Here is a 23,330-nt window from a genome sequence, read left to right as displayed (position 1 = left end):
GATTTACTCCTTGACGCTGGCAGCGGGGCCGAGTTGACTTCCAGCCACCTCGGCCGCAACGTCGCGGCCTCGTCAGGGAGGTTTCTCAAGTGAACACGCAGATGCGTCGTGCCGCCGTGGCCGTGGCCGCCACCGCAATGGCCGTTTCCCTCGCCGCTTGCGGCAGCGCCAAGGAATCAGGCGACAAGGCCAAGGAGTCCGGCGCCAAGAAGGGCGACGATCTCAAGATCGGCCTGCTCCTGCCGGAGAACGAGACGGCGCGGTACGAGAAGTTCGACAAGCCGCAGATCGAGAAGAAGGTCAAGGAGCTGACCGGCGGGAAGGGCGAGGTCGTCTACGCCAACGCCAAGCAGGACGCGTCGACCCAGAACCAGCAGGTCGACACCATGATCACCAACAAGGTCGACGCGCTCATCGTGGACGCGGTGGACGCCAAGGCCATTCAGAACTCGGTCCAGAAGGCCAAGGACGCGAACATCCCCGTCGTCGCCTTCGACCGCCTCGCCGAGGGCCCGATCGACGCGTACACCTCCTTCGACAACGAAGAGGTCGGCCGCGTGCAGGGCAAGGCGCTGCTGGAGGCGCTGGGCGGCAAGAAGGACGCCCAGATCGTCATGATGAACGGCGCCATCACCGACCCGAACGCCGCCTTCTACAAGAAGGGCGCGCTGTCGGAGCTCGACGGCAAGGTCAAGATCGGCAAGAGCTACGACACCAAGGAGTGGAAGCCGGTCAACGCCAACGCCAACATGGACGGTGCGATCTCCGCCCTGGGCAAGGACAAGATCGACGGCGTCTACTCCGCCAACGACGGCATGGCGGGCGGCATCATCACCGCCCTCAAGGCCGCAGGCATCACCAAGCTCCCGCCGGTCACCGGTCAGGACGCCGAACTCGCCGCCGTGCAGCGCATCATCGCCGGTGAGCAGTTCATGAGCGTCTACAAGCCGTACCCGGTGGAGGCCACCGCGGCCGCCGAGATGGCCGTCAAGCTGGCCAAGGGCGAGAAGCTCGACTCCTTCGCCTCGGACAAGGTGGACAGCGCGTCCGCCAAGGCCGTCCCGAGCAAGATCATCCCGGTCGTCTCGCTGACCAAGGACAACATCCAGGACACCGTCCTCAAGGACGGCATCTACACGCTCAGCGAGATCTGCACGCCGAAGTACAAGGCCGCGTGCGACAAGCTCGGCCTGAAGTAGGCCGCCCGGTCGCGACTCCCCTGCCCCGCAGGGGAGTCGCGCACCGCTGAAGCCTGTCCGGTGCCCCGCCTTCACATGCCCCGCCGCACTGGCGGGGCGCCGGACAGAACACCCAGTCCGTTCTGCTCGTTTCTGCTCAGCCTCCGCGCCCCACCCCGGCGCGGCATCCCCGCCGGTCAGGCGGCGAAGGAGATGGTTCAAGTGTCCGCTACGCCCGTAATGGCGTTGCGAGGGGTCTCCAAGCGGTTCGGTGCCGTCCAGGCGCTCACCGACGTAGAGCTTGAGGTCCACGCCGGCGAGGTGGTCGCCCTCGTCGGCGACAACGGCGCCGGAAAATCCACACTGGTCAAGACCATTGCCGGTGTGCACCCCATCGATGACGGAGTCATCGAGTGGGAGGGCAAGTCCGTGGCGATCAACAGGCCGCACGACGCCCAGGGTCTTGGCATCGCGACCGTCTACCAGGACCTCTCGCTCTGCGACAACCTCGACGTCGTCGGCAACCTCTACCTCGGCCGGGAGCTGCGCAAGCGCGGCATCCTCAACGAGGTAGAGATGGAGCGCCGCGCCCGTGAGCTGCTGACCACGCTCTCGATCCGTATCCCCAGCGTGCGCATCCCGATTGCCTCGCTCTCCGGTGGCCAGCGCCAGACGGTGGCCATCGCGCGCTCGATGCTCGGTGAGCCCAAGCTCGTCATTCTCGACGAACCCACCGCCGCCCTCGGCGTCGAGCAGACCGCCCAGGTCCTCGACCTGGTCGAGCGGCTGCGCGAGCGCAACCACGCGGTCATCCTCATCAGCCACAACATGGCCGATGTGAAGGCCGTCGCGGACAAGGTGGCCGTGCTCCGGCTGGGCCGGAACAACGGTGTCTTCGATGTGAAGACCACCTCGCAGGAAGAGATCATCTCCGCCATCACAGGTGCCACGGAGAACGCCGTGACCCGTCGTGCGGCGCGCAATGGGGAGGCCCAGAAGTGAGCATCAAGAAGACCTCGGGCCCCGAGGACGCACCGGGCGCCGTCGACGCACCGGCCCCCGCGGCCGACGCGGTCACCGCCATCGACCCGCGACTCCTCGTCCGCGAGCAGGGCTTCGCCGGTTATCTGTCGGAGTTCAAGCGCAAGATGCGCGCGGGTGACCTCGGCTCGATCCCTGTGGTCGTCGGCCTGATCATCATCTGCGCGATCTTCCAGGGACTGAACTCCAACTTCCTGACCGCGCAGAACATCAACAACATCTCCGTGACCATGGTCGCCACCGGCATGATGGCGGTCGGCGTCATCTTCGTGCTGCTGCTCGGCGAGATCGACCTCTCAGTCGGCGCGGTCAGCGGTGTGTCCGGCGCGATCGTCGCCGTGCTCAGCGTCACCAACGGCGTCAACGAGTGGCTCGCGCTGCTCGCAGCCATCGCCGGCGGTGCGCTCATCGGCGCGATCCACGGCTTCTTCTTCGCCAAGATCGGCGCCCCCGCGTTCGCCGTCACCCTGGCAGGCCTGCTGTTCTGGCAGGGCTTCATGCTCCAGATCCTCGGCGAGAACGGCACGATCAACCTGGACGGCGACGGCCTGATCGGCCAGCTGACCACGTACTACTTCACCGATGTCGCGGCCGGCTACGGCCTCGCGCTCCTCGCGGTGGCGGCGTTCTTCTTCTCGTCGTACACCGACAGCCGCCGCCGCGACGCGGCCGGCATCCCGTCCCGCCCGCTCAGCGAGATCGTGCTGCGCACGGTCCTGCTCGCGATCGTGGCCTTCGCCGCCGCGATCATGTTCAACCAGTACAAGGGCACGCCGCTGGCCGTCGTGCTCTTCCTGGCCGTGCTGGTGCTCACGGACTTCGTGCTCCGCCGCACCACGTACGGCCGCAAGGTCTTCGCACTCGGCGGCAGCGTCGAGGCGTCCCGCCGTGCCGGTATCAACGTCGAGATGGTCCGGATCTCGGTCTTCGCCATCGCCGGCATGTTCGCGGCCATCGGCGGCCTGTTCTGGGCCTCCAAGATCGCCGCGGCCAACCAGGGCGCCGGCGCCGGTGACCTGCTGATGAACGTCATCGCAGCGGCCGTCATCGGCGGCACCAGCCTGTTCGGTGGCCGCGGTCGCACCTGGAACGCGCTCCTCGGCGTCATGGTGATCACGTCCATCCAGTACGGGCTGGCGCTCGAAGGCATCGCCACCCCCGTCCAGTACATGATCACTGGTGGCGTACTGCTGGCCACCGTCGTGATCGACTCCGTCACGCGCAAGACCCAGAAGACCGCGGGCCGCGCCTGACCGCGGAACCGCAGGCGTGCCCGGCACCGAACGCTGGTGCCGGGCACGCCTGCGTGTACGCCGCCCGAGTGACAGAGAACGCACCGCCCGCCGTCCGCAGTCGCGAGCGGAACATTAGACTCGGCAGACCGGCAAGCCAGACAGTTCAACTGCAAGGAGGCACGGGTGGCTCTGCTGACCCGCATCACGGGACCGCGCGACCTGGACAGGCTCGGCCCGGAGCAGCTGGAACAGCTGGCCGCAGAGATCCGGTCCTTTCTGGTCGACGCGGTCGCCAAGACCGGCGGACACCTGGGCCCCAACCTCGGCGTCGTCGAGCTGACGATCGCGCTGCACCGGGTCTTCGACTCCCCGAAGGACAAGGTTCTCTTCGACACCGGGCACCAGTCGTACGTGCACAAGCTGCTCACCGGCCGTCAGGACTTCGTCGGCCTGCGCACCAAGGGCGGCCTGTCGGGCTACCCCTCGCGCGCCGAGTCCGAGCACGACGTCATCGAGAACTCGCACGCCTCCACCGTGCTGGGCTGGGCGGACGGCCTCGCCAAGGCCAATGAGGTGCTGGCGAAGGAGGACCACGTCGTCGCGGTCATCGGCGACGGCGCGCTCACCGGCGGCATGGCCTGGGAGGCGCTGAACAACATCGCCGCCGCCAAGGACCGCCCGCTGGTCATCGTGGTCAACGACAATGAGCGCTCGTACGCCCCGACCATCGGCGGCCTCGCCAACCACCTGGCCACCCTGCGCACCACTGACGGCTACGAGCGCTTCCTGGCCCGCGGCAAGGACTTCCTGGAGCGCACCCCGGTCGTCGGCCGCCCGCTCTACGAGACCCTGCACGGCGCGAAGAAGGGCCTCAAGGACTTCATCGCCCCGCAGGGCATGTTCGAGGACCTCGGCCTGAAGTACGTCGGCCCCATCGACGGGCACGACATGGAGGCGCTGGAGTCCGCGCTGCTGCGCGCCAAGCGCTTCGGCGGCCCGGTCATCGTGCACTGCCTCACCGAGAAGGGCCGCGGCTACAAGCCCGCCGAGCAGGACGAGGCCGACCGCTTCCACGGCATCGGCCCCATCCACCCCGACACGGGTCTGCCCATCGCCGCCTCCGGCATGGACTGGACCTCGGTCTTCGGCGAGGAGATGGTCAAGCTCGGCCGGGAGCGCGAGGACATCGTGGCGATCACCGCGGCGATGCTCCAGCCCGTCGGCCTGCACAAGTTCCAGAAGGCCTTCCCCGAGCGCATCTACGATGTGGGGATCGCCGAGCAGCACGCGGCGGTGTCCGCGGCGGGCCTGGCCACCGGCGGCCTGCACCCGGTCTTCGCGGTGTACGCCACCTTCCTCAACCGCGCCTTCGACCAGGTCCTGATGGATGTGGCCCTGCACAAGTGCGGTGTCACCTTCGTGCTCGACCGGGCCGGTGTCACCGGCACCGACGGCGCCTCGCACAACGGCATGTGGGACATGTCGATCCTGCAGTGCGTCCCGACCCTGCGGATCGCGGCCCCGCGCGACGCCGACCAGCTCCGCGCCCAGCTGCGCGAGGCCGTCGACGTCGACGACGCCCCGACCGTGGTGCGCTTCTCCAAGGGCGCGGTCGGCCCAGCGGTGCAGGCCGTGGGCCGGGTCGGCGGCATGGACGTCCTGCGCAACGCGGACGTCGGCGCCGAGCGCCCCGACGTCCTGCTGGTCTCCATCGGCGCGCTCGCGCCCATGTGCCTGGAGATCGCGGCCCTGCTCGACGCCCAGGGCATCTCGACGACCGTCGTCGACCCGCGCTGGGTCAAGCCGGTCGACGAGGCGCTCGCGCCGCTCGCCGAGCAGCACCGCGTCGTCGTCACCGTCGAGGACAACAGCAGGGCAGGCGGCGTCGGCTCCGCCGTCGCCCAGGCGCTGCGCGACGCGGGCGTCGACGTACCGCTGCGCGACTTCGGCATCCCGTCGCGCTTCCTCGACCACGCCTCCCGCAAGGAGGTCATGGCCGAGATCGGGCTCACCGCGCCGGACATCGCCCGTCAGGTGACGGGCCTGGTGGCCAAGCTGGACGGCCGCCTGGCGGAAGCGACGGCCGAGGTCGCGCGCGACTGACACGCGAAGCGGCCGACGCACGAAAGGGCCGTACGTACGAAAGAGGCCGGGCCCGGAGCAGCACGCTCCGGGCCCGGCCTCTTTTTTTGTGCCTCTCCTGTGCCGGATGTGCCGTTCTGGGTACCCCGAAAGGGTCAACTGTGGAGTGATACCGGGCGGCGGCACGCGTGGGCGCCCCGATTCGCTCCGATCATGGGTGAAACTCGCTCATTTCAGGTTGGGCGGGGGTCGACACGCGGAGGTACGCCGTGAGTACACAGCAGGACCCGGGCCCAGCCAGAGACGGTGTGTTCCGGACCAAGACGGTCGAACAGTCGATCCTCGACACGGAGGAACCGGAGCACGCGCTCAAGAAATCCCTCTCCGCCCTCGACCTGACGGTCTTCGGCGTCGGGGTCATCATCGGTACCGGCATCTTCGTCCTCACGGGCAAGGTGGCCAAGGAGACCGCGGGCCCCGCGACGGCCCTGGCCTTCGTCGCCGCGGGCATCGTCTGCGCCCTCGCGGCCCTGTGTTACGCCGAGTTCGCCTCCACCGTCCCGGTGGCCGGCTCCGCGTACACGTTCTCGTACGCCTCCCTCGGTGAGCTGGTCGCCTGGACCATCGGCTGGGACCTGGTCCTCGAATTCGCGCTGGGCACGGCCGTGGTGGCGGTCGGCTGGTCGGGTTATGTCCGCTCGCTGATGGACAACGTCGGCTGGCACATGCCCGAAGCGCTCTCCGGAACCGACGTGGCGGACGGCTTCGGCTTCGACATCCTGGCCTTCGTCCTCGTACTGCTGCTCACGGTGGTCCTTGTCCTCGGCATGAAGCTGTCCGCCCGCATCACAGCGGTCGTGGTCGCCATCAAGGTGGCCGTGGTGCTCATCGTGATCATCGCGGGTTCCTTCATCATCGACACGAAGAACTACACGCCCTTCATCCCCGACGCCGTGAAGCAGCCCTCCGGAGCGGGCCTGGACGCGCCCCTGGTCCAGCTGCTGTTCGGCTACGAGCCCACCAACTTCGGCATCATGGGCATCTTCACCGCCGCCTCCGTCGTCTTCTTCGCCTTCATCGGCTTCGACGTCGTGGCCACCGCCGCCGAGGAGACGAAGCTGCCGCAGCGGGACATGCCGCGCGGCATCCTCGGCTCGCTGGTGATCTGCACCGTGCTCTACGTCGCCGTGTCCATCGTGGTCACCGGAATGCAGCACTACAGCGAGCTGTCGGTGAGCGCGCCGCTGGCCGACGCGTTCAAGGCCACCGGGCATCCCTTCTACGCCGGTGTCATCGGCTTCGGCGCCGCGGTCGGCCTCACCACCGTGTGTCTGATCCTGCTGCTCGGGCAGACCCGGGTGTTCTTCGCGATGAGCCGCGACGGGCTCCTGCCGCGGTTCTTCTCCGTCACGCACCCGAAGTTCGGCACGCCCTACCGCCCGACCATCCTGCTCGGCGTGATCATCGCGGTCGTCGCGGGCTTCACCAGCATCAACGAACTGGCGACGCTGGTGAACATCGGCACGCTCTTCGCGTTCGTCGTGGTCGCCCTCGGCGTGATCGTGCTGCGCCGGACCCGGCCCGAGCTGCACCGGTCCTTCCGCACCCCGTGGGTACCGCTGGTCCCGATCCTCTCGGTGGCGGCCTCGGTCTGGCTGATGCTCAACCTCCCGGCCGAGACCTGGCTGCGGTTCGGCATCTGGATGCTGCTCGGCTTCGTCATCTATTTCGCGTACGGGCGCAGCCACAGCCGGATGAGCCGCAAGTCCCGCTGACGGCAGCCCAGTTGCCCGCCGCACGCCCGGCCCCGTACGTCCTCGGATGCGGACTGCGGGGCCGGACGCTGTGTGCAGCTACGTGGTCTCGTCGCCCCTCACGGGCCGCACGGTGCGCGGCCCGGCGCACTGGGCGCCGTACGCCTCTACCCTTCGCCTGAGCTCCCGGTCGGCGGTGACGACCAGCACGGGCCTCGCCCCCGTCTCCACCACGACCTCCACGATCCGGTCGTCCCCGCTGCCCGGCGCCGACTCGACCCGCACCCCGGGCACGGAGTCGATGCCGCGGGCCGCGCCCTCCACCACGAGGACGATGTCCAACGGACCGGGGTGGCCGGGGACGCCCTGCTCGGCGTACGTCCTGAGATGGTCCCGCAGTCGCTCGGCCGCCCCGCGCCGGTCGCGCCACCAGCCGTCCGGGACGGACCCGACGACATTCGCCGCGTCCACGATCACCAGAGTTCTCATACCATCAGCGTGGCATGCGCGGCGGCCGCCACCAGCCAAAACGCTATGCTTGTTCGAAAGCAGGAAGCATCGATGCACGGAAGGCTGGCGTGACGCCAATGAGGCCGCGGGCCGCAGGCAAGTCCGAGCAAAAGCTTCCGCCGCCGCCGCCGTCCGGCACTCCGGCGGCGACCGGCCCCCGGTTCGCGCGCTGGCTGCTGCGCGGCAAGGACGACAGGCTCACGGCGTACGCGCCCACCCCCGGCGGGGTGCTGCGCTGGACGGAGACGGCTCCTGGCGGCCCCGACTGGTCGGGCCCCGAGTTCTTCCCGGCTCCCGGCATCGAGCACCTGGTCCTGGCCCAGGGCCCCGATGGCTATGTGCACCTGATCGGCCGCCGCAAGCGGAAGGCCGTTCAGAAGGGGCCGACCGTCGACATCGTGCACGCGATCCAGTACCAGACGGGCCGCCCGCTGACCGCCTGGCACTCCCTGGGCAATCCGTACACGGACCCGGACCGCATAACGCGGATCGGCGTCCCGGTCAGCACGGTCAACGCGGCGGGCTCGGTCCATGTCTTCGTGCGCAACGCGGGCGGCGGCGTGCAGATGCGCAGGCAGGCCGCGGACGGCAAGTGGGAGAACTGGAAGGACCTGCGCGGCAGTAAGACCCAGGACTGCCCGGCGGCGGTGGCCACGGCCACCGGCACGGTGGAGGTGCTGGCCGCCGCGGACAGCAGGGCGCTGCGCTGGACGCAGGAGAAGCCGGGCGGTGAGCTGAAACAGGCCGAGGCCATCGAGCTCAGCCCGGTGGCGGGCACCGTCACGGGCCTGGAGACCGCCGAGGGCGCGGTCACGTACTACTGGAACGACGCGGCCTCCAAGGGCATCACCGCACACCGCCCCGGGGCGGACACCGTCCCCCTGGGGGGCACGCCGTCCGACGGGCCCCTCGCGGCCCTGCGCACCGCCATCGACGGCCATGACTGCACGGTCCTGGCCCACCGCGGCAGCGACGGCCAGGCCCTCCTGGCGGCCTGCGTCACGCAGGCCGAGGCGGAGGGCGTGTGGTGGACGGAAACGGGCGGCGAGTGCCTGGGCGCACCGGCGCTCGCGGTGGACGTGAAGGGCCGTGTGGTCATGGCGGTGATCGGTGCGGACGGCGGGCTCCACGTGGCCCGTCAGAAGCCCGAGGAGGGCCTGGCCCTGGCGGCCTGGACCCGCGTCTGAGAGCGTGCCCTCGCCGCGCGTCACCGCCGGTCTGAGAGCACACCCCGCCGCGCGTCACCTCCGGCGGGACATGCGGAACGGGCCGTACGGAGAGAATCCGTACGGCCCGTTCCGCATGTCCGTCAGGCGTTACGCGGGGACGCTCGCCACGCCCTGCGCCAGGAACTTCTTGCCGTACACGCGCTCCGAGTAGCCCTCACGGTCCAGGTACGGCGTGATGCCGCCCAGGTGGAAGGGCCAGCCGGCGCCGGTGATCAGGCACAGGTCGATGTCCTGGGCCTCGGCCACGACACCCTCGTCGAGCATCAGGCCGATCTCCTGCGCCACCGCGTCCAGGACGCGGTGGCGGACCTGGTCCGCGGTCAGGACCTTGTCGCCCTGCTTGAGAAGCGTCGCGACCTCCGGGTCCAGCACGGGCGCACCCGTGTCGTAGACGTAGAAGCCGCGCTTGCCGGCCTTGACCACCGCGGCCAGGTTCTCCGAGACGGTGAAGCGCTCCGGGAAGGCGCGGTTCAGCGTCTCGGAGACATGCAGACCGATGGCAGGGCCGACCAGCTCAAGGAGGACCAGCGGGGACATCGGCAGACCGAGGGGCTCGATGCCCTTCTCGGCGACCGCGACCGGGGTGCCCTCGTCGATGATGTTCTGGATTTCGCCCATGAAGCGGGTGAGGATGCGGTTGACGACGAACGCCGGGGCGTCCTTCACCAGGACCGCGGTCTTCTTCAGCTTGCGGGCCACGCCGAAGGCCGTGGCCAGCGCGGCGTCGTCGGTCTGCTCGCCGCGGACGATCTCCAGGAGCGGGAGGATCGCGACGGGGTTGAAGAAGTGGAAGCCCACGACCCGCTCGGGGTGCTTGAGCTTCGACGCCATCTCGGAGATCGAGAGCGAGGAGGTGTTGGTGGCGAGGATCGCGTGCGCCGGGGCGACCGCCTCGACCTCGGCGAACACCTGCTGCTTGACGCCGATCTCCTCGAAGACCGCCTCGATGACGAAGTCGGCGTCCGAGAAGCCGTCGGCCTTGTCCAGCACACCGGTGACCAGGGCCTTGTAGCGGTTGGCCTTGTCCTGGTTGATGCGGCGCTTGCCGAGCAGCTTGTCGATCTCGGCGTGGACATAGCCCACACCCTTGTCGACACGCTCCTGGTCGATGTCCGTCAGGACGACCGGGACCTCAAGACGGCGCAGGAAGAGCAGCGCCAGCTGCGAGGCCATCAGGCCGGCGCCGACGACGCCGACCTTGGTGACCGGGCGGGCCAGCGACTTGTCCGGCGCACCGGCCGGGCGCTTGGCGCGCTTCTGGACCAGGTTGAAGGCGTAGATGCCGCTGCGCAGCTCGCCGCCCATGATCAGGTCCGCGAGAGCGACATCCTCGGCGTCGAAGCCGGCGCTCAGGTCGCCGTCCTTCGCCGCCGCGATGATCTCCAGCGCGCGGTACGCCGCCGGGGCCGCGCCGTGCACCTTGGAGTCCGCGATGGCCTTGCCGCGCGCCACGGCCTGGTCCCAGGCGTCGCCGCGGTCGATCTCCGGCCGTGTGACCTGAAGCTCGCCGCGCAGCACCGCGGACGTCCAGATCAGCGACTGCTCCAGGAAGTCCGCGCCCTCGAAGATCGCGTCCGCGATGCCGAGCTCGAAGACCTGCTTGCCCTTGAGCTGCCTGTTCTGGTTGAGCGAGTTCTCGATGATGACCGAAACCGCGCGGTCGGCGCCGATCAGGTTCGGCAGCAGCGCGCAGCCGCCCCAGCCCGGAACCAGCCCGAGGAAGACCTCGGGGAGGGAGAAGGCGGGGATCGCGGAGGAGACCGTACGGTACGAGCAGTGCAGGCCGATCTCGACGCCGCCGCCCATCGCCGCACCGTTGTAGTACGTGAAGGTCGGGACGGCGAGGCCGGCGAGGCGGCGGAAGACGTCGTGGCCGCCCTTGCCGATGGCCAGCGCGTCCTCGTGGCGCTTCAGCAGCTCCACGCCCTTGAGGTCGGCGCCGACCGCGAAGATGAACGGCTTGCCGGTGATGCCGATGCCGACGATCGTGCCCTCGGACGCCTCCTTCTCGACCTGGTCGACGGCGCGGTCGAGGTTGCCAAGTGACTGCGGCCCGAAGGTGGTCGGCTTGGTGTGGTCCAGGCCGTTGTCCAACGTGATGAGCGCGAAGCGCCCTGCGTTGGAGGGCAGGTCGATGTGGCGCACGTGCGCCTGCGTGACGACCTCGCCGGGGAACAGCTCGGCCGCGCCCTTCAGAAGCTCAGCGGTAGTGGTGCTCACTTGTTGCCTCCGTCAAAATGCGGGTTCTCCCAGATGACCGTTCCGCCCATGCCGAAGCCGACGCACATGGTGGTGAGGCCGTACCGGACGTGCGGCTGCTCCTCGAACTGCCGCGCCAGCTGCGTCATCAGGCGTACGCCCGACGAGGCCAGCGGGTGGCCGAACGCGATCGCGCCGCCGTACTGGTTGACGCGCGGGTCGTCGTCCGCGATGCCGTAGTGGTCGAGGAACGCCAGCACCTGCACGGCGAAGGCCTCATTGACCTCGAACAGCCCGATGTCGGAGATGGACAGACCGGCCTTGGCCAGCGCCTTCTCCGTCGCCGGGACCGGGCCGATGCCCATGACCTCGGGCTCGACGCCCGCGAAGGCGTAGGACGCCAGGCGCATCTTGACCGGCAGACCCAGCTCACGCGCCACGTCCTCGGCGGCGATCAGGGAGGCGGTCGCACCGTCGTTCAGACCCGCGGCGTTGCCCGGGGTGACCCGGCCGTGCGGGCGGAACGGCGTCTTGAGGCCGGCCAGGTTCTCCAGCGTGGTGCCGGGGCGCATCGGCTCGTCGGACACCGCCAGACCCCAGCCGGTCTCCCCGGCCTCCGGGTTGGTGCGGCGTACGGAGACGGGCACCAGGTCGGCCTGGATCTTGCCGTCGGCGTAGGCCTTGGCGGCCTTCTCCTGGGAGCGGACCGCGTACTCGTCCGAGCGCTGCTTGGTGACGGCCGGGAACCGGTCGTGCAGGTTCTCGGCGGTCATGCCCATGAAGAGGGCGGACTCGTCGACGAGCTTCTCCGACACGAACCGCGGGTTCGGGTCGACGCCCTCACCCATGGGGTGGCGGCCCATGTGCTCGACACCGCCGGCGACGGCGATGTCGTACGCACCGAAGGCCACGCCGCCCGCGATGGCGGTCACGGCGGTCATCGCGCCCGCGCACATGCGGTCGATGGAGTAGCCGGGGACGCTGCTGGGCAGGCCCGCGAGAATGCCGGCGGTACGGCCGAGCGTCAGACCCTGGTCGCCGATCTGCGTGGTCGCGGCGAGGGCGACCTCGTCGATGAGGGCGGGGTCGAGATCCGGGTTGCGGCGCAGCAGCTCCCGGATGCACTTGACGACGAGATCGTCCGCGCGGGTCTCGTGGTAGATGCCCTTCGGGCCCGCCTTGCCGAACGGGGTGCGGACGCCGTCGACGAAGACGACGTCCCTGACGGTACGAGGCACGATGGCTCTCCTCCAGGGAACGGGGTGGCACTGCTGCACGCACGGCACGCCGCGAAGGCGTGCTGCGTACCGCCATGCTACTTGCGGGTAACCAAGCTGCCCACCCCCCACGGCGGGAGCGTCGAACGTCACACACGGAAAACCCCGCGGGCCGCCTCGAAGGAGGCGGCCCGCGGGGCTAGCAGAGGCCGGCGCGCGGCGGGCGCGGTCAGGCGGCGGCGGCGAGCGCCGTCGTCAGCAGCGGCGTGACCAGGTCGATCTGCCACTGTCGTGCGCCGTACGTAGCCAGGGAGGCCGCCACCGCTTCCGGCGACGGGTCCGCCGGCGGCTCCCAGCACACGCGGCGCACCGTGTCCGGGGTGATCAGATTCTCCTGCGGCATGTTCAGCTCCTCGGCGAGGGCCGTGACCGCCGCCCGCGCCGCCGAGAGGCGGGCCGCGGCGGCCGGGTCCTTGTCCGCCCAGGAACGCGGCGGGGGCGGACCCGTCATGGCCTGTCCCGGCTGCGGGAGCTCCAGGTCGGGCAGCGCCCTGGCGCCGTCGACCACGGCCTGCCACTGGTCGAGCTGCCGACGGCCCATGCGGTGGCCGAAGCCGGGCAGCGCGGCCAGGGTCCGGGTGTCCAGCGGCACCGCGAGGGCGGCCTCGACGATCGCGGTGTCGCTCAAGACCTTGCCCGGCGACACGTCGCGGCGCTGAGCGATCTCGTCCCGGGCGTTCCACAGCTCGCGCACGATCGCCATCTGCCGACGGCGCCGCACCTTGTGCATCCCCGAGGTGCGCCGCCAGGGGTCCTTGCGCGGCGGCGCGGGCGGGGCCGACGCGATCGCGTCGAACTCCTGGTGGGCCCAGTCCAGCTTGCCCTGCCGGTCGAGCTCCTTCTCCAGGGCGTCCCGCAGGTCGACGAGGAGCTCGACATCGAGCGCCGCATAGCGCAGCCAGGGCTCGGGAAGCGGGCGGGTGGACCAGTCGACCGCGGAGTGGCCCTTCTCCAGGGCGTATCCGAGGACGGACTCGACCATCGCGCCCAGACCCACGCGCGGGAAGCCCGCGAGCCGGCCGGCGAGTTCGGTGTCGAACAGCCGGGAAGGGGCCATGCCTATTTCACGCAGGCACGGGAGATCCTGGGTGGCCGCGTGGAGGATCCACTCGGTGTCGGCGAGGGCGTCGCCGAGGGTGGAGAGGTCGGGGCAGCCGACCGGATCGATGAGCGCGCTGCCCGCGCCTTCACGGCGCAGCTGTACGAGATAGGCCCGCTGGCCGTAGCGGTAGCCGGACGCGCGCTCCGCGTCGACGGCGACGGGTCCGGTGCCCGCGGCGAACGCCGCGACCACTTCGGCCAGTGCTTCGGCGGTGGTCACCACGGGGGGAATGCCCTCGCGCGGCTCCAGCAGGGGAATCGGCGCCGGTTCGACGTCGACCGGGGCCTGCGACGGCGGCGGCAGCCGTCGCTCGTCCCCGGGGGTTCGCAGGTCTGGCTCTGCTGCGGTCGTCTCTTGGGCGTCGGTCACGTGTAAAGGGTATCTGTGTATGGACAGCGCCCGCCGACGGAACGTTCCGTCGGCGGGCGCTGGAGGGTTGCGAACCGGTCAGTGGATGATTCCGGTGCGCAGAGCCACCGCGACCATGCCGGCGCGGTCACCCGTGCCGAGCTTGCGCGCGATGCGGGCGAGGTGGCTCTTGACGGTCAGGGCGGACAGTCCCATCGAGACGCCGATGGCCTTGTTGGACTGGCCTTCCGCGACCAGCCGCAGCACCTCGACCTCACGGCCGGAGAGCTCGCGGTAGCCGCCCGGGTGGCTCGGGGACCCCGGGGGGCGGCGGTGCATTCGTGCTGCCGCGGCGCCGATGGGGGCGGCGCCGGGGCGGTTGGGATGCCCGATGTTCGTGCGGGTGCCGGTGACGACATAGCCCTTCACGCCGCCCGCGAGGGCGTTGCGTACGGCGCCGATGTCGTCGGCGGCGGAGAGGGCGAGGCCGTTGGGCCAGCCCGCCGCACGGGTCTCGGACAGCAGGGTCAGCCCGGAACCGTCGGGCAGGTGGACATCGGCGACACAGATGTCGCGCGGGTTGCCGATGCGAGGGCGTGCCTCCGCGATGGACGAAGCCTCGATGACGTCGCGCACTCCAAGGGCCCACAGGTGGCGGGTGACGGTGGAGCGGACGCGCGGGTCGGCTACGACGACCATGGCCGTCGGCTTGTTCGGGCGGTAGGCGACCAGGCTTGCGGGCTGCTCGAGGAGAACGGACACCAGGCCTCCTGGGGGGAGTGGCGGACGGACCGGCTCGGGGATGAAGCCGGGGCGAACCGTGCTGGAAGGGTCAATGACCTCTTCGGCAGCAGTGCCGCTCTCCTTTAGGGGAAGATCACGATTTAGTGAGTAACAATTCGGGCAATTCAGACACGCGATCGATCATGTGAAGAAATAGGAGGGCGATGGGAACGCGGCGGGAGCGCTCCGGACGCACGAAAGGGCGCGCCCGAAGGCGCGCCCCGGCACATTCCTACGAGGTCTGGGGCCCGCGCCGCTGCGGCAGCGACACCACGCCCGCACCCGCGTCCACCGAACCGGAACCAGGTTCGCCGACGGGCGCGGGCGGCAGCCCCGCGAGCTGGCACAGCAGATCGCACCAGGCCGCCAGATGTGCCGCGGTGTCCGGCACTCCGCCTCGGCCCTCGCGCGGGGTCCACGACGCACGGATCTCGATCTGTGTCGCGGGGCGCCGGTCAGCCAGCCCGCCGAAGTAGTGCGACCCGGCCCGGGTGACGGTGCCGCTGGCCTCCCCGTACGACAGGCCGCGCGTCTCCAGGGCGCCGGTCAGCCAGGACCAGCACACCTCGGGCAGCAGCGGGTCGGCCGCCATCTCCGGCTCCAGTTCCGCCCGTACGAGCGTCACCAGCCGGAACGTTCCCTGCCAGGCGTCGTGCCCCGCGGGGTCGTGCAGCAGCACGAGTCTGCCGTCCGCCAGATCGTCCTCGCCGTCGACGACCGCTGCCTCCAGGGCATACGCGTACGGCGCGAGTCGTTTGGGCGGCCGGGTCGGATCGACCTCGACCCCTGGGCGCAGCCGCGCTGTGCGCAGGGCGTCGACCGCCTGACGGAACGCGGGCGGGGCGGAGTTGTCCTCTGTGCCACCGGTGTCGTCAGCATCATCCGAAAGTCGTCCCTGAGCCGGAGCCATGCGGGGAAGAGTAGGCGGAACGGGGGCTTCGCGCAGGGACAGACACCCTGCCCGGGACAGCGGCTTCGGCGCGCATGCGAAGATTCTGGGCGTGAGTGCCAACGACCTTCCCCAAACTCTCAAGTTCCTTCGAGCAGGGGAGACCCCACCCTCGGGCCGACCGCAGAGCCAGACGTACGACTCCACCTTCCTCAAGGCATGCAGGCGCGAGCCCGTGCCGCACACGCCGGTGTGGTTCATGCGGCAGGCGGGGCGCTCACTTCCGGAATACCTGAAGGTGCGCGAGGGCACCGCGATGCTCGACTCGTGCATGCGGCCCGACCTGGTCGCCGAGATCACCATGCAGCCCGTACGACGTCACAAGGTCGACGCGGCGATCTACTTCAGCGACATCGTGGTGCCGCTCAAGGCCATCGGGATCGACCTGGACATCAAGCCGGGCGTCGGTCCGGTCGTCGCCCAGCCGATCCGCGGCCGCGCCGATCTCGCACAGCTGCGCGACCTCACGCCGGACGACGTCGCGTATGTGACCGAGGCGATCGGCATCCTCACGGGGGAGCTCGGGTCCACTCCGCTCATCGGATTCGCGGGCGCGCCGTTCACTCTGGCGAGTTACCTCGTGGAGGGCGGGCCCTCCCGCAACCACGAGCACACCAAGGCCCTGATGTACGGCGACCCGCAGCTGTGGGCCGATCTGCTCGACCGGCTCGCGGAGATCACCTCGGCGTTCCTGAAGGTGCAGATCGAGGCCGGCGCGTCCGCCGTGCAGCTCTTCGACTCCTGGGTCGGCGCGCTCTCGCCCGCGGACTACCGGCGCTCGGTGATGCCCGCCTCGGTCAAGGTCTTCGACGCGGTCGCCGGGTACGGCGTCCCGCGCATCCACTTCGGCGTCGGCACGGGCGAGCTGCTCGGCCTGATGGGTGAGGCCGGCGCGGACGTCATGGGCGTCGACTGGCGCGTCCCGATGGACGAGGCGGTACGCCGGGTCGGCCCCGGTAAGGCGCTGCAGGGCAACCTCGACCCGGCCGTCCTCTTCTCCACGACCGAGGCGGTCAGGACCAAGACCCGCGAGGTGCTGGACGCGGCGGCGGGGCTCGACGGGCACATCTTCAACCTCGGCCACGGGGTGCTGCCGACGACGGACCCGGACGCGCTGACCCGCCTCGTCGAGGACGTCCACGAGCAGACGGCACGGTAGCGGCGGGCGGCCCCCTACGCCCCCGTCTTCCGCACCGCGGTCACCGCCTTGCGCGCCGCCACCAGAACCGGGTCCCAGACCGGGGAGAACGGCGGCGCGTACCCGAGGTCCAGCGCCGTCATCTGGTCCACCGTCATCCGCGCGGTGAGCGCGACCGCCGCCACGTCCACCCGCTTCGCCGCACCCTCCCTGCCGACGATCTGCACGCCGAGCAGCCGCCCCGTACGCTTCTCCGCCGTCATCTTCACCGTCATCATCGACGCGTCCGGGTAGTAACCGGCGCGGCTCGTCGACTCGATGGTCACCGTCACGAACTGCAGGCCCTCGGCCCGCGCGTCCTTCTCGCGCAGCCCGGTACGGGCGATCTCCAGGTCGCAGACCTTGCTGACCGCCGTGCCCACGACCCCGGGGAACGTGGCGTAACCGCCGCCCGCGTTCGACCCGATGACCTGGCCGTGCTTGTTCGCGTGGGTGCCGAGCGCGATATGGCGCAGTCGGCCCGAGACCAGGTCCAGGACCTCCACACAGTCGCCGCCCGCCCAGATGTTGTCGTGGCCCCGCACCCGCATCGACAGATCGGTGACCAGCCCCCCGGATCCGCCGAGCGGCAGCCCCGCGGCGCGGGCCAGGGCGGTCTCCGGCTCGACACCGATGCCAAGGACCACGACGTCGGCCGGATACCGCGCGTCCTTGGTCGCGACCGCCGTGACCCGGCCGTCGTCGCCGGTGAGGACCTCGGTGACCTCGGCGCCCGAGACGGTGGTGATGCCCATGCCGTTCATCGCGTCGTGCACCAGGCGGCCCATGTCCGGGTCGAGGGTCGTCATCGGCTGCTCGCCGCGGTTGAGTACCGTCACGTCGTAGCCCCGCCGGACCAGCGCCTCGGCCATCTCGACACCGATGTAACCGGCGCCGACGACCACCGCCCGCCGGCCCTTCGTCTTCTCCAGGGTGTCGATGAGCGCCTGGCCGTCGTCCAGGGTCTGTACGCCGTGCACCCCGGGCGCGTCGATGCCGGGCAGTGACGGCCGGACCGGGCGGGCGCCCGTCGCCACGATCAGCTTGTCGAAGCCGGTCCAGGACTCAGCGCCCGATTCGACATCGCGGGAGCGGACCCGCTGCCCGGCGACGTCGATCTCGGTGACCTCGGTCCTGACCCGCAGATCGATGTCGCGCTCGCGGTGCTCCTCGGGCGTACGGGCGATCAGGGCGTCGGGGCCCGCCACTTCGCCGCCCACCCAGTACGGGATGCCGCACGCCGAGTACGAGGTGAAGTGGCCGCGCTCGAAAGCGACGATCTCCAGCTCGCCCGGGCCCTTGAGCCGGCGGGCCTGCGATGCGGCGGACATGCCCGCCGCATCGCCCCCGATGACCACCAGTCGCTCCGCCGCCATCGCGTGTCCTCCTCAGTGTGTGAAACCTGAGAACAGTCTCACTCCTGCGGCTTCTCCCCGGCGGGCGGCCCGACCGGAGTGGCCGTCACGGCAGCGGGGACCGGCGTCCGCCGCCGCGGCAGCCGGTCGCGCAGCAGTCGCCACAGCACATGGAGCACGGCGAGCGCGGCGGCGAACGGAGCGACCGCGCCGAGCGCCATGGCGACCCACTTCAGGGTCGTGATGAACGCGTCCCAGCCGCCGCCGAGCGCGTCCAGGAAACCGGGGTCGTCGTCCTTGGGGTCCTTCTTCGGCTCGGTCTCGGAGAGTTCGAGGGTGATCGTCGCCATGGTCGTGCGGTCCTTCAGCGACTCCTGCTGGGCGAGCAGCGCCTCAAGGTCCGCCTGACGCGTGGTCAACTCGCTCTCGGTCGTGACCAGATCGCTGATCTTCGTCGCCCTGTCCATTATCACGCGGATGCGCGCGATGCTGGTCCGCTGCGACTTGACGCGGCTCTCGACGTCCACCACCTCACCCGTGACGTCCTTGGCCTCGGCCTTGCGGCTGAGCAGCTTTCCGGTGCCCGCCAGCTCCTTGAGCACGGCGTCGTACGCGTCCTGCGGGACCCGCAGGACCACGCGCGAGAAGACATGGTCGTCATCGGTCCGTTCGGTGCTCTCGTTCCCGACGATGCCGCCCGCCCTCTCGGCCGCGGAACGGGCCTCGGCGAGCGCCTTGGGGGCGCTGTCCACCTGTACGTCGAGCGAAGCGGTGCGCACGATGTGGGTCGCGGCGCGCGGGAGTTTCTGCTGCCCCGCCCGGTCGGCGGGCTTGCCGGACCCCGCCGCGTTCCCGTTGTCCGGGGCCTTGGCCCCCGCATCCGGGCCGTCGGCGACGCTCCCGTCGTAGCCCCGCTCCTCGGACGTCGCGGCCTTGTCCGACATCGTGCCCTCGCCGCTGTCCCCGCCCGCGCATCCGCCGAGCGCCAGCGAGGCGGTGAGCAGGGCGGCCGCGAGGACCTTGAGAGAACGATGCCTGGGCGTACGTACTGCACGCATGTCGGCTCCCCCGAATGTGGTGATGAATGTTGCCGGTTCGACGTGGGAGGCATCGGAACGGGTTGCCCCTTTCGGGTCCCGAAGCGGTCACGTTCGGGACTCGTTCAGGGTCTGTCCGGGACTCGTTCAGGGTTTGAGAGAGTGGACCCATGCAGCGTTCCTCGCACCACGTGGACACCCACGCGCGCCATGTCGTCGTCATCGGCGGCGGGATCTCCGGTCTCGCCGCCGCGCACCGGCTCACCGGCGCCGGCCTGCGCGTGACCCTGCTCGAAGCCACCCATGGGCTCGGCGGCAAGCTGTTGGCGGGAGAGATCGCTGGCGCGGCCGTCGACCTGGGCGCCGAGTCGATGCTCGCGCGACGGCCCGAAGCGGTTGATCTCGCGCGCGAGGTGGGGCTCGGCAACCGGCTTCAGCCGCCCGCCACCGCCACCGCCTCCCTGTGGAACCGGGGCACCCTCCAGCCGATGCCCGAGGGACACGTCATGGGGGTGCCCGGCGACCCCGCGGTGCTCGGCGGAGTCATCTCCGAGAGCGGCCTCGCCCGCATGGCACAGGACCACGAGCTCACCCGCACCGAGGTCGGCGAGGACATCGCGATCGGCGAGTACGTCGCGGCCCGCCTCGGCCGCGAAGTCGTCGACCGGCTCGTGGAGCCGCTGCTCGGCGGGGTGTACGCGGGGGATGTGTACCGGACCTCGATGCGGGCCGCGGTACCGGCGCTCTTCGAGGCGGCCAGGACGTACGCCTCACTCCTCGACGGCGTACGCGACATTCAGCGACGAGCCGTCGAGAAGCAGCAGACAGGTCCCGTGTTCATGGGCATAGAGGGGGGCGTGGGCACGCTGCCGCACGCCGTCGCCGACGCCGTGCGCGCCCGGGGCGGCGAGATCCTCCTGGACGCCCCGGTGATCGGGCTGACCCGCAGCGCCACCGGCTGGCACGTGCGCACCGACGCGCTGCTGATCGAGGCGGACGCCGTTGTCCTCGCGGCGCCCGCCTGGGCCGCCTCCGCGCTGCTCGCCGCCGAGTCACCGGCCGCGGCCACCGAGCTGTCGACCGTCGAGTACGCCTCTATGGCCCTGGTGACCATGGCGTTCCGGCGGGAGGACATGGCGGGGATGCCGCAGGGGTCGGGCTTCCTGGTGCCGCCCGTCGACGGGCGCACGATCAAGGCCGCCACTTTCTCCACCCGCAAGTGGGGCTGGGTGGACGCGGGCGCCCCCGACCTCTTCCTGCTGCGCACCTCCGTCGGGCGCTACGGCGAGGAGGATCACCTGCACCGCGAGGACGCCGAGCTCATCGGTGTGTCGATGCGCGATCTCGGCGCGGCGACCGGGCTCGCGGCCCGGCCGGTGGCCACCGAGGTCACCCGCTGGATCGGCGGCCTTCCGCAGTACCCCGTCGGGCACCTCGCCCGCACCGCACGCGTGCGTGGAGAGGTGGCGAAGCTTCCCGGACTGCGGGTCTGCGGGGCGGCGTACGACGGAGTCGGCATCCCCGCCTGTGTCGCGAGCGGCACGCGGGCCGCCGACGAGATCATGGTCACCCTGGCCCCGGCGCGGGGCACGGATCACGGCGCGGGAGAATAGCCCTATGACTGATGCCCCGGAGACTGCGACATCCCCCCGAGGTCCGAACGCAGGCAAGAAGGCCAAGGACCTCAACGACGTCATCCGTTACACGCTGTGGTCCGTCTTCAAGCTGCGCGACGTGCTGCCCGAGGACCGCGCCGGTTACGCGGACGAGGTGCAGGAGCTGTTCGACAAGCTCGCGGCGAAGGACATCACCGTGCGCGGCACGTACGACGTGTCCGGCCTGCGCGCCGACGCGGACGTCATGATCTGGTGGCACGCGGAGACCTCGGACGAGCTCCAGGAGGCGTACAACCTCTTCCGCCGCACCAAGCTGGGCCGCGCGCTGGAGCCGGTCTGGTCGAACATGGCGCTGCACCGGCCCGCCGAGTTCAACAAGTCGCACATCCCGGCGTTCCTGGCCGACGAGACGCCGCGCGACTACATCAGCGTCTACCCCTTCGTGCGCAGTTACGACTGGTACCTGCTGCCCGACGAGGACCGTCGCCGCATGCTCGCCGAGCACGGCAAGATGGCCCGCGGTTACCCGGATGTGCGCGCCAACACCGTCGCTTCGTTCTCGCTGGGCGACTATGAGTGGCTGCTGGCCTTCGAGGCCGACGAGCTTTACCGCATCGTCGACCTCATGCGGCACCTCCGCGCGTCCGAGACCCGGATGTACGTACGCGAAGAGGTGCCCTTCTACACCGGACGTCGCAAGGACGTCGCGGATTTGGTGGCGGGACTCGCCTGACCGGCGGTCCCGTCATCCTGGCCCGGAAGATCAGACGGCGGGCGCAGGCCTTCTGGCCACTGCTCGTTCGTCCAGCGACACCGGGTTCGGCTCCCGGTGCGGCGCGCATTGTGCGCGCCGCACCGGCGTCCGGCCGGTCAGCAGATACCTCTCCAGATGGCCGTTGACACACGCGTTGTCGCCACCGCCGATGCCGTGCGTACCGGCGTTCCGCTCCGTGACCAGCGCGGACCCCGGCAGCCGCCGTTGCAGCTCCAGAGCGCCCGGGTACGGCGTCGCCGCGTCCCGCTCGGCGGCCAGGATCAGCGTCGGGGGCAGCTTGCCCGGCTCCACGCGCACATCGAGGGGCACCTGGCGCGGCGCGCTCCAGAAGGCGCAGGGCAGATTCATCCAGGCGTTGGCCCAGGTCTCGAAGGGCGCGCGCGCCGCCAGCGCCGTGTTGTCGCGGTTCCACACCCGCCAGTCGGTCGGCCAGGGCGCGTCGTTGCACTCGACGGCGGTGTACACGGCGTTGCCGTTCTCGTCGTCCCACGCGGCCTCGGGCTTGGGCGCTGCCTGGTCGATCAGCGGCCTCGGGTTGCCCTTGAGGTACTCGCTGAGCGCGGTGGCCCGCATCGCCCAGTAGTCGTCGTAGTAAACCGTTCTGAGGAACGCCGACTGGAGCTCGCCGGCCCCCACGCTGCCGCCCGCCGGTTTCTTGGCGACCGCGGCGCGCACCTTCTCGTAACTGGCCAGCACCTCGCGCGGCGTATCGCCGAGCAGGTAGGTCCTGTGGTGCTTGGCGACCCAGGTGCGGAAGTCCGCCCAGCGGCGCTCGAAGGCCAGTGACTGGTCGAGGTTGTTGCGGTACCAGATCTGCCCCGGGGCGGGGTTGACCGCCGAGTCGAAGACCATGCCGCGCACATGGGTGGGGAAGAGCGTCGCGTACAGGGCGCCGAAGTAGGTGCCGTACGAGGCTCCCATGAAGGTGAGCCTCCGCTCGCCGAGCGCCGCCCGCAGGACGTCGAGGTCACGGGCGTTGTTGAGGGACGTATAGTGGCGCAGCGCGTCGCCCGCGTTGCGTGCGCACCCGTCGGCGTACGCCTTGGCCCGGTCGATCCGCTCCTGCCGGTACGCGGCCGAGGGCTCGGCCGGGTCCTTGGTCGGTGCCTTCGTGAAGTCCTTGGGGCTCTGGCAGGAGAGCGTGGCGGAGCGGCCGACGCCGCGCGGCGCGTAGCCGACGAAGTCGTACGCCGCGCCGATGCGCTTCCACTCGGGCATCTGGGCGGCCATCGGGAAGTACATGCTGGAGGCGCCGGGGCCGCCGGGGTTGTAGACGAGCGCGCCCAGCCGCTCCGTGGGTTTCCCGCCCGCCTTGACGCGGCTGACGGTCAGGGTGATCAGACGGCCCGAGGGCTTGGCGTAGTCGAGCGGTACCTTGACCGTGCCGCACCGGACCGGGGCGGGCAGGTCCTCGGCCTTGGGGCAGGCACCGAAGGCGATACCGGCGGTGGCCGCACGCCGGGCGGCCACCGCGGTGCCGAGGGTCTCGGCGGCGCGGGGCTGGCCTGCGCGGGGTTCGGCGCCGCCCGCGGGGACGGCGACGAGGGCCGTCAGGACCAGGGAACCGAGGGATGCCACGGTCCCGTACATCACAACTGCTCTCACCGCTGCCATCCCTTCATGCGATTAACCTACAAAAGGGATCCTGGTGGGGTGACCGGTGATGTAAAGGACCTGGGCCCG

General features: G+C 70.4%; 18 protein-coding genes. 9 read left to right on the top strand and 9 right to left on the bottom strand.

Translation table 11 applies throughout. The annotated features are described in order from the left end of the window. Positions 1-101: 101 nt before the first annotated feature. From QMK30_RS22350 to QMK30_RS22330, 5 genes are all read left to right on the top strand, one after another. Positions 102-1,199 (top strand): sugar ABC transporter substrate-binding protein, encoded by a 1,098-nt coding sequence (locus QMK30_RS22350; protein ID WP_283520075.1) that lies wholly within the window; start codon positions 102-104, stop codon positions 1,197-1,199. A gap of 192 nt (positions 1,200-1,391) precedes the next feature. Then, positions 1,392-2,180 carry an ATP-binding cassette domain-containing protein gene (locus QMK30_RS22345; protein ID WP_283520063.1) on the top strand — a complete coding sequence of 263 codons (789 nt, stop codon included), beginning with the start codon at positions 1,392-1,394 and terminating at the stop codon, positions 2,178-2,180. Further along, positions 2,177-3,472, top strand: coding sequence for a sugar ABC transporter permease (locus QMK30_RS22340; RefSeq protein ID WP_283520062.1), 1,296 nt, complete (start codon positions 2,177-2,179; stop codon positions 3,470-3,472). Before QMK30_RS22345 ends, QMK30_RS22340 begins: the two co-directional genes overlap by 4 nt. A gap of 165 nt (positions 3,473-3,637) precedes the next feature. Next, positions 3,638-5,557 carry a 1-deoxy-D-xylulose-5-phosphate synthase gene (gene dxs, locus QMK30_RS22335; protein ID WP_283520061.1) on the top strand — a complete coding sequence of 640 codons (1,920 nt, stop codon included), beginning with the start codon at positions 3,638-3,640 and terminating at the stop codon, positions 5,555-5,557. A 248-nt stretch (positions 5,558-5,805) separates the two neighbouring features. After that, entirely contained in the window at positions 5,806-7,311 is a 1,506-nt protein-coding gene (locus QMK30_RS22330; protein WP_283520060.1) for an amino acid permease, read from the top strand. 78 nt (positions 7,312-7,389) lie between these two features. On the opposite strand, the gene QMK30_RS22325 is transcribed toward QMK30_RS22330, so the two are convergent. Continuing rightward, on the bottom strand, positions 7,390-7,779 hold the full coding sequence (locus QMK30_RS22325) for a PIN domain-containing protein (RefSeq protein WP_283520059.1): 390 nt from the start codon (positions 7,777-7,779) through the stop codon (positions 7,390-7,392). A 98-nt stretch (positions 7,780-7,877) separates the two neighbouring features. Here QMK30_RS22325 and QMK30_RS22320 point away from each other — a divergent pair, with 98 nt between their 5' ends. Then, on the top strand, positions 7,878-8,987 hold the full coding sequence (locus tag QMK30_RS22320; RefSeq protein ID WP_283520074.1) for a DUF8189 domain-containing protein: 1,110 nt from the start codon (positions 7,878-7,880) through the stop codon (positions 8,985-8,987). Positions 8,988-9,116: 129 nt separating this feature from the next. Here the strand turns inward: QMK30_RS22320 and QMK30_RS22315 are convergent, their stop codons facing one another. The 5 genes from QMK30_RS22315 to QMK30_RS22295 form a co-directional block, all read right to left on the bottom strand. Next, positions 9,117-11,249, bottom strand: coding sequence for a 3-hydroxyacyl-CoA dehydrogenase NAD-binding domain-containing protein (locus QMK30_RS22315; RefSeq protein ID WP_283520058.1), 2,133 nt, complete (start codon positions 11,247-11,249; stop codon positions 9,117-9,119). Further along, on the bottom strand, positions 11,246-12,466 hold the full coding sequence (locus tag QMK30_RS22310; RefSeq protein WP_283520057.1) for a thiolase family protein: 1,221 nt from the start codon (positions 12,464-12,466) through the stop codon (positions 11,246-11,248). The genes QMK30_RS22315 and QMK30_RS22310 overlap by 4 nt, the downstream gene beginning before the upstream one ends. 208 nt (positions 12,467-12,674) lie before the next feature. Continuing rightward, positions 12,675-13,976 (bottom strand): HRDC domain-containing protein, encoded by a 1,302-nt coding sequence (locus QMK30_RS22305; protein WP_283520056.1) that lies wholly within the window; start codon positions 13,974-13,976, stop codon positions 12,675-12,677. A 78-nt stretch (positions 13,977-14,054) separates the two neighbouring features. Further along, positions 14,055-14,717: a helix-turn-helix transcriptional regulator gene (locus QMK30_RS22300; protein ID WP_283520055.1), complete on the bottom strand. Its 663-nt coding sequence runs from the start codon at positions 14,715-14,717 to the stop codon at positions 14,055-14,057. Positions 14,718-14,970: 253 nt separating this feature from the next. After that, entirely contained in the window at positions 14,971-15,648 is a 678-nt protein-coding gene (locus QMK30_RS22295) for a DUF3000 domain-containing protein (protein ID WP_283520054.1), read from the bottom strand. Between the two features lie 91 nt (positions 15,649-15,739). Between QMK30_RS22295 and hemE the strand changes: the two genes are divergently transcribed. Beyond that, entirely contained in the window at positions 15,740-16,846 is a 1,107-nt protein-coding gene (hemE, locus tag QMK30_RS22290; protein WP_283520053.1) for a uroporphyrinogen decarboxylase, read from the top strand. A 14-nt stretch (positions 16,847-16,860) separates the two neighbouring features. On the opposite strand, the gene QMK30_RS22285 is transcribed toward hemE, so the two are convergent. Together QMK30_RS22285 and QMK30_RS22280 are read right to left on the bottom strand one after the other, a co-directional pair. Then, the gene (locus QMK30_RS22285; RefSeq protein ID WP_283520052.1) at positions 16,861-18,240 is read right to left on the bottom strand and encodes an FAD-dependent oxidoreductase; all 1,380 of its coding nucleotides are present in this window, start codon (positions 18,238-18,240) and stop codon (positions 16,861-16,863) included. 38 nt (positions 18,241-18,278) lie between these two features. Further along, positions 18,279-19,277, bottom strand: a complete 999-nt coding sequence (locus tag QMK30_RS22280; RefSeq protein ID WP_283520051.1) for a DUF4349 domain-containing protein — start codon at positions 19,275-19,277, stop codon at positions 18,279-18,281. A gap of 149 nt (positions 19,278-19,426) precedes the next feature. On the opposite strand from QMK30_RS22280, the gene hemG reads away from it, so the two are divergent. Both hemG and hemQ read left to right on the top strand, forming a co-directional pair. Continuing rightward, a complete protein-coding gene (hemG, locus tag QMK30_RS22275; RefSeq protein ID WP_283520050.1) occupies positions 19,427-20,869 on the top strand; it encodes a protoporphyrinogen oxidase in 1,443 nt (480 codons plus the stop codon). 4 nt (positions 20,870-20,873) lie between these two features. After that, entirely contained in the window at positions 20,874-21,605 is a 732-nt protein-coding gene (hemQ, locus tag QMK30_RS22270; protein WP_283520049.1) for a hydrogen peroxide-dependent heme synthase, read from the top strand. A gap of 30 nt (positions 21,606-21,635) precedes the next feature. On the opposite strand, the gene QMK30_RS22265 is transcribed toward hemQ, so the two are convergent. Continuing rightward, positions 21,636-23,261 (bottom strand): alpha/beta hydrolase, encoded by a 1,626-nt coding sequence (locus tag QMK30_RS22265; RefSeq protein ID WP_502963196.1) that lies wholly within the window; start codon positions 23,259-23,261, stop codon positions 21,636-21,638. Between the last annotated feature and the right edge of the window lie 69 nt (positions 23,262-23,330).

It is taken from the genome of Streptomyces sp. H27-C3 (assembly GCF_030063415.1).
GTDB lineage: Bacteria > Actinomycetota > Actinomycetes > Streptomycetales > Streptomycetaceae > Streptomyces.
This window is presented reverse-complemented; position numbering and strand designations above follow the sequence as displayed.

Coding starts and splice junctions, on each gene's coding strand:
- hemG (WP_283520050.1), top strand. CDS start 19,427: ATGCAGCGTTCCTCGCACCACGTGGACACCCACGCGCGCCATGTCGTC.
- QMK30_RS22350 (WP_283520075.1), top strand. CDS start 102: ATGCGTCGTGCCGCCGTGGCCGTGGCCGCCACCGCAATGGCCGTTTCC.
- hemQ (WP_283520049.1), top strand. CDS start 20,874: ATGACTGATGCCCCGGAGACTGCGACATCCCCCCGAGGTCCGAACGCA.
- QMK30_RS22320 (WP_283520074.1), top strand. CDS start 7,878: ATGAGGCCGCGGGCCGCAGGCAAGTCCGAGCAAAAGCTTCCGCCGCCG.
- QMK30_RS22325 (WP_283520059.1), bottom strand. CDS start 7,779: ATGAGAACTCTGGTGATCGTGGACGCGGCGAATGTCGTCGGGTCCGTC.
- QMK30_RS22295 (WP_283520054.1), bottom strand. CDS start 15,648: ATGGCTCCGGCTCAGGGACGACTTTCGGATGATGCTGACGACACCGGT.
- QMK30_RS22345 (WP_283520063.1), top strand. CDS start 1,392: ATGGTTCAAGTGTCCGCTACGCCCGTAATGGCGTTGCGAGGGGTCTCC.
- QMK30_RS22285 (WP_283520052.1), bottom strand. CDS start 18,240: ATGGCGGCGGAGCGACTGGTGGTCATCGGGGGCGATGCGGCGGGCATG.
- QMK30_RS22265 (WP_502963196.1), bottom strand. CDS start 23,261: ATGGCAGCGGTGAGAGCAGTTGTGATGTACGGGACCGTGGCATCCCTC.
- QMK30_RS22280 (WP_283520051.1), bottom strand. CDS start 19,277: ATGCGTGCAGTACGTACGCCCAGGCATCGTTCTCTCAAGGTCCTCGCG.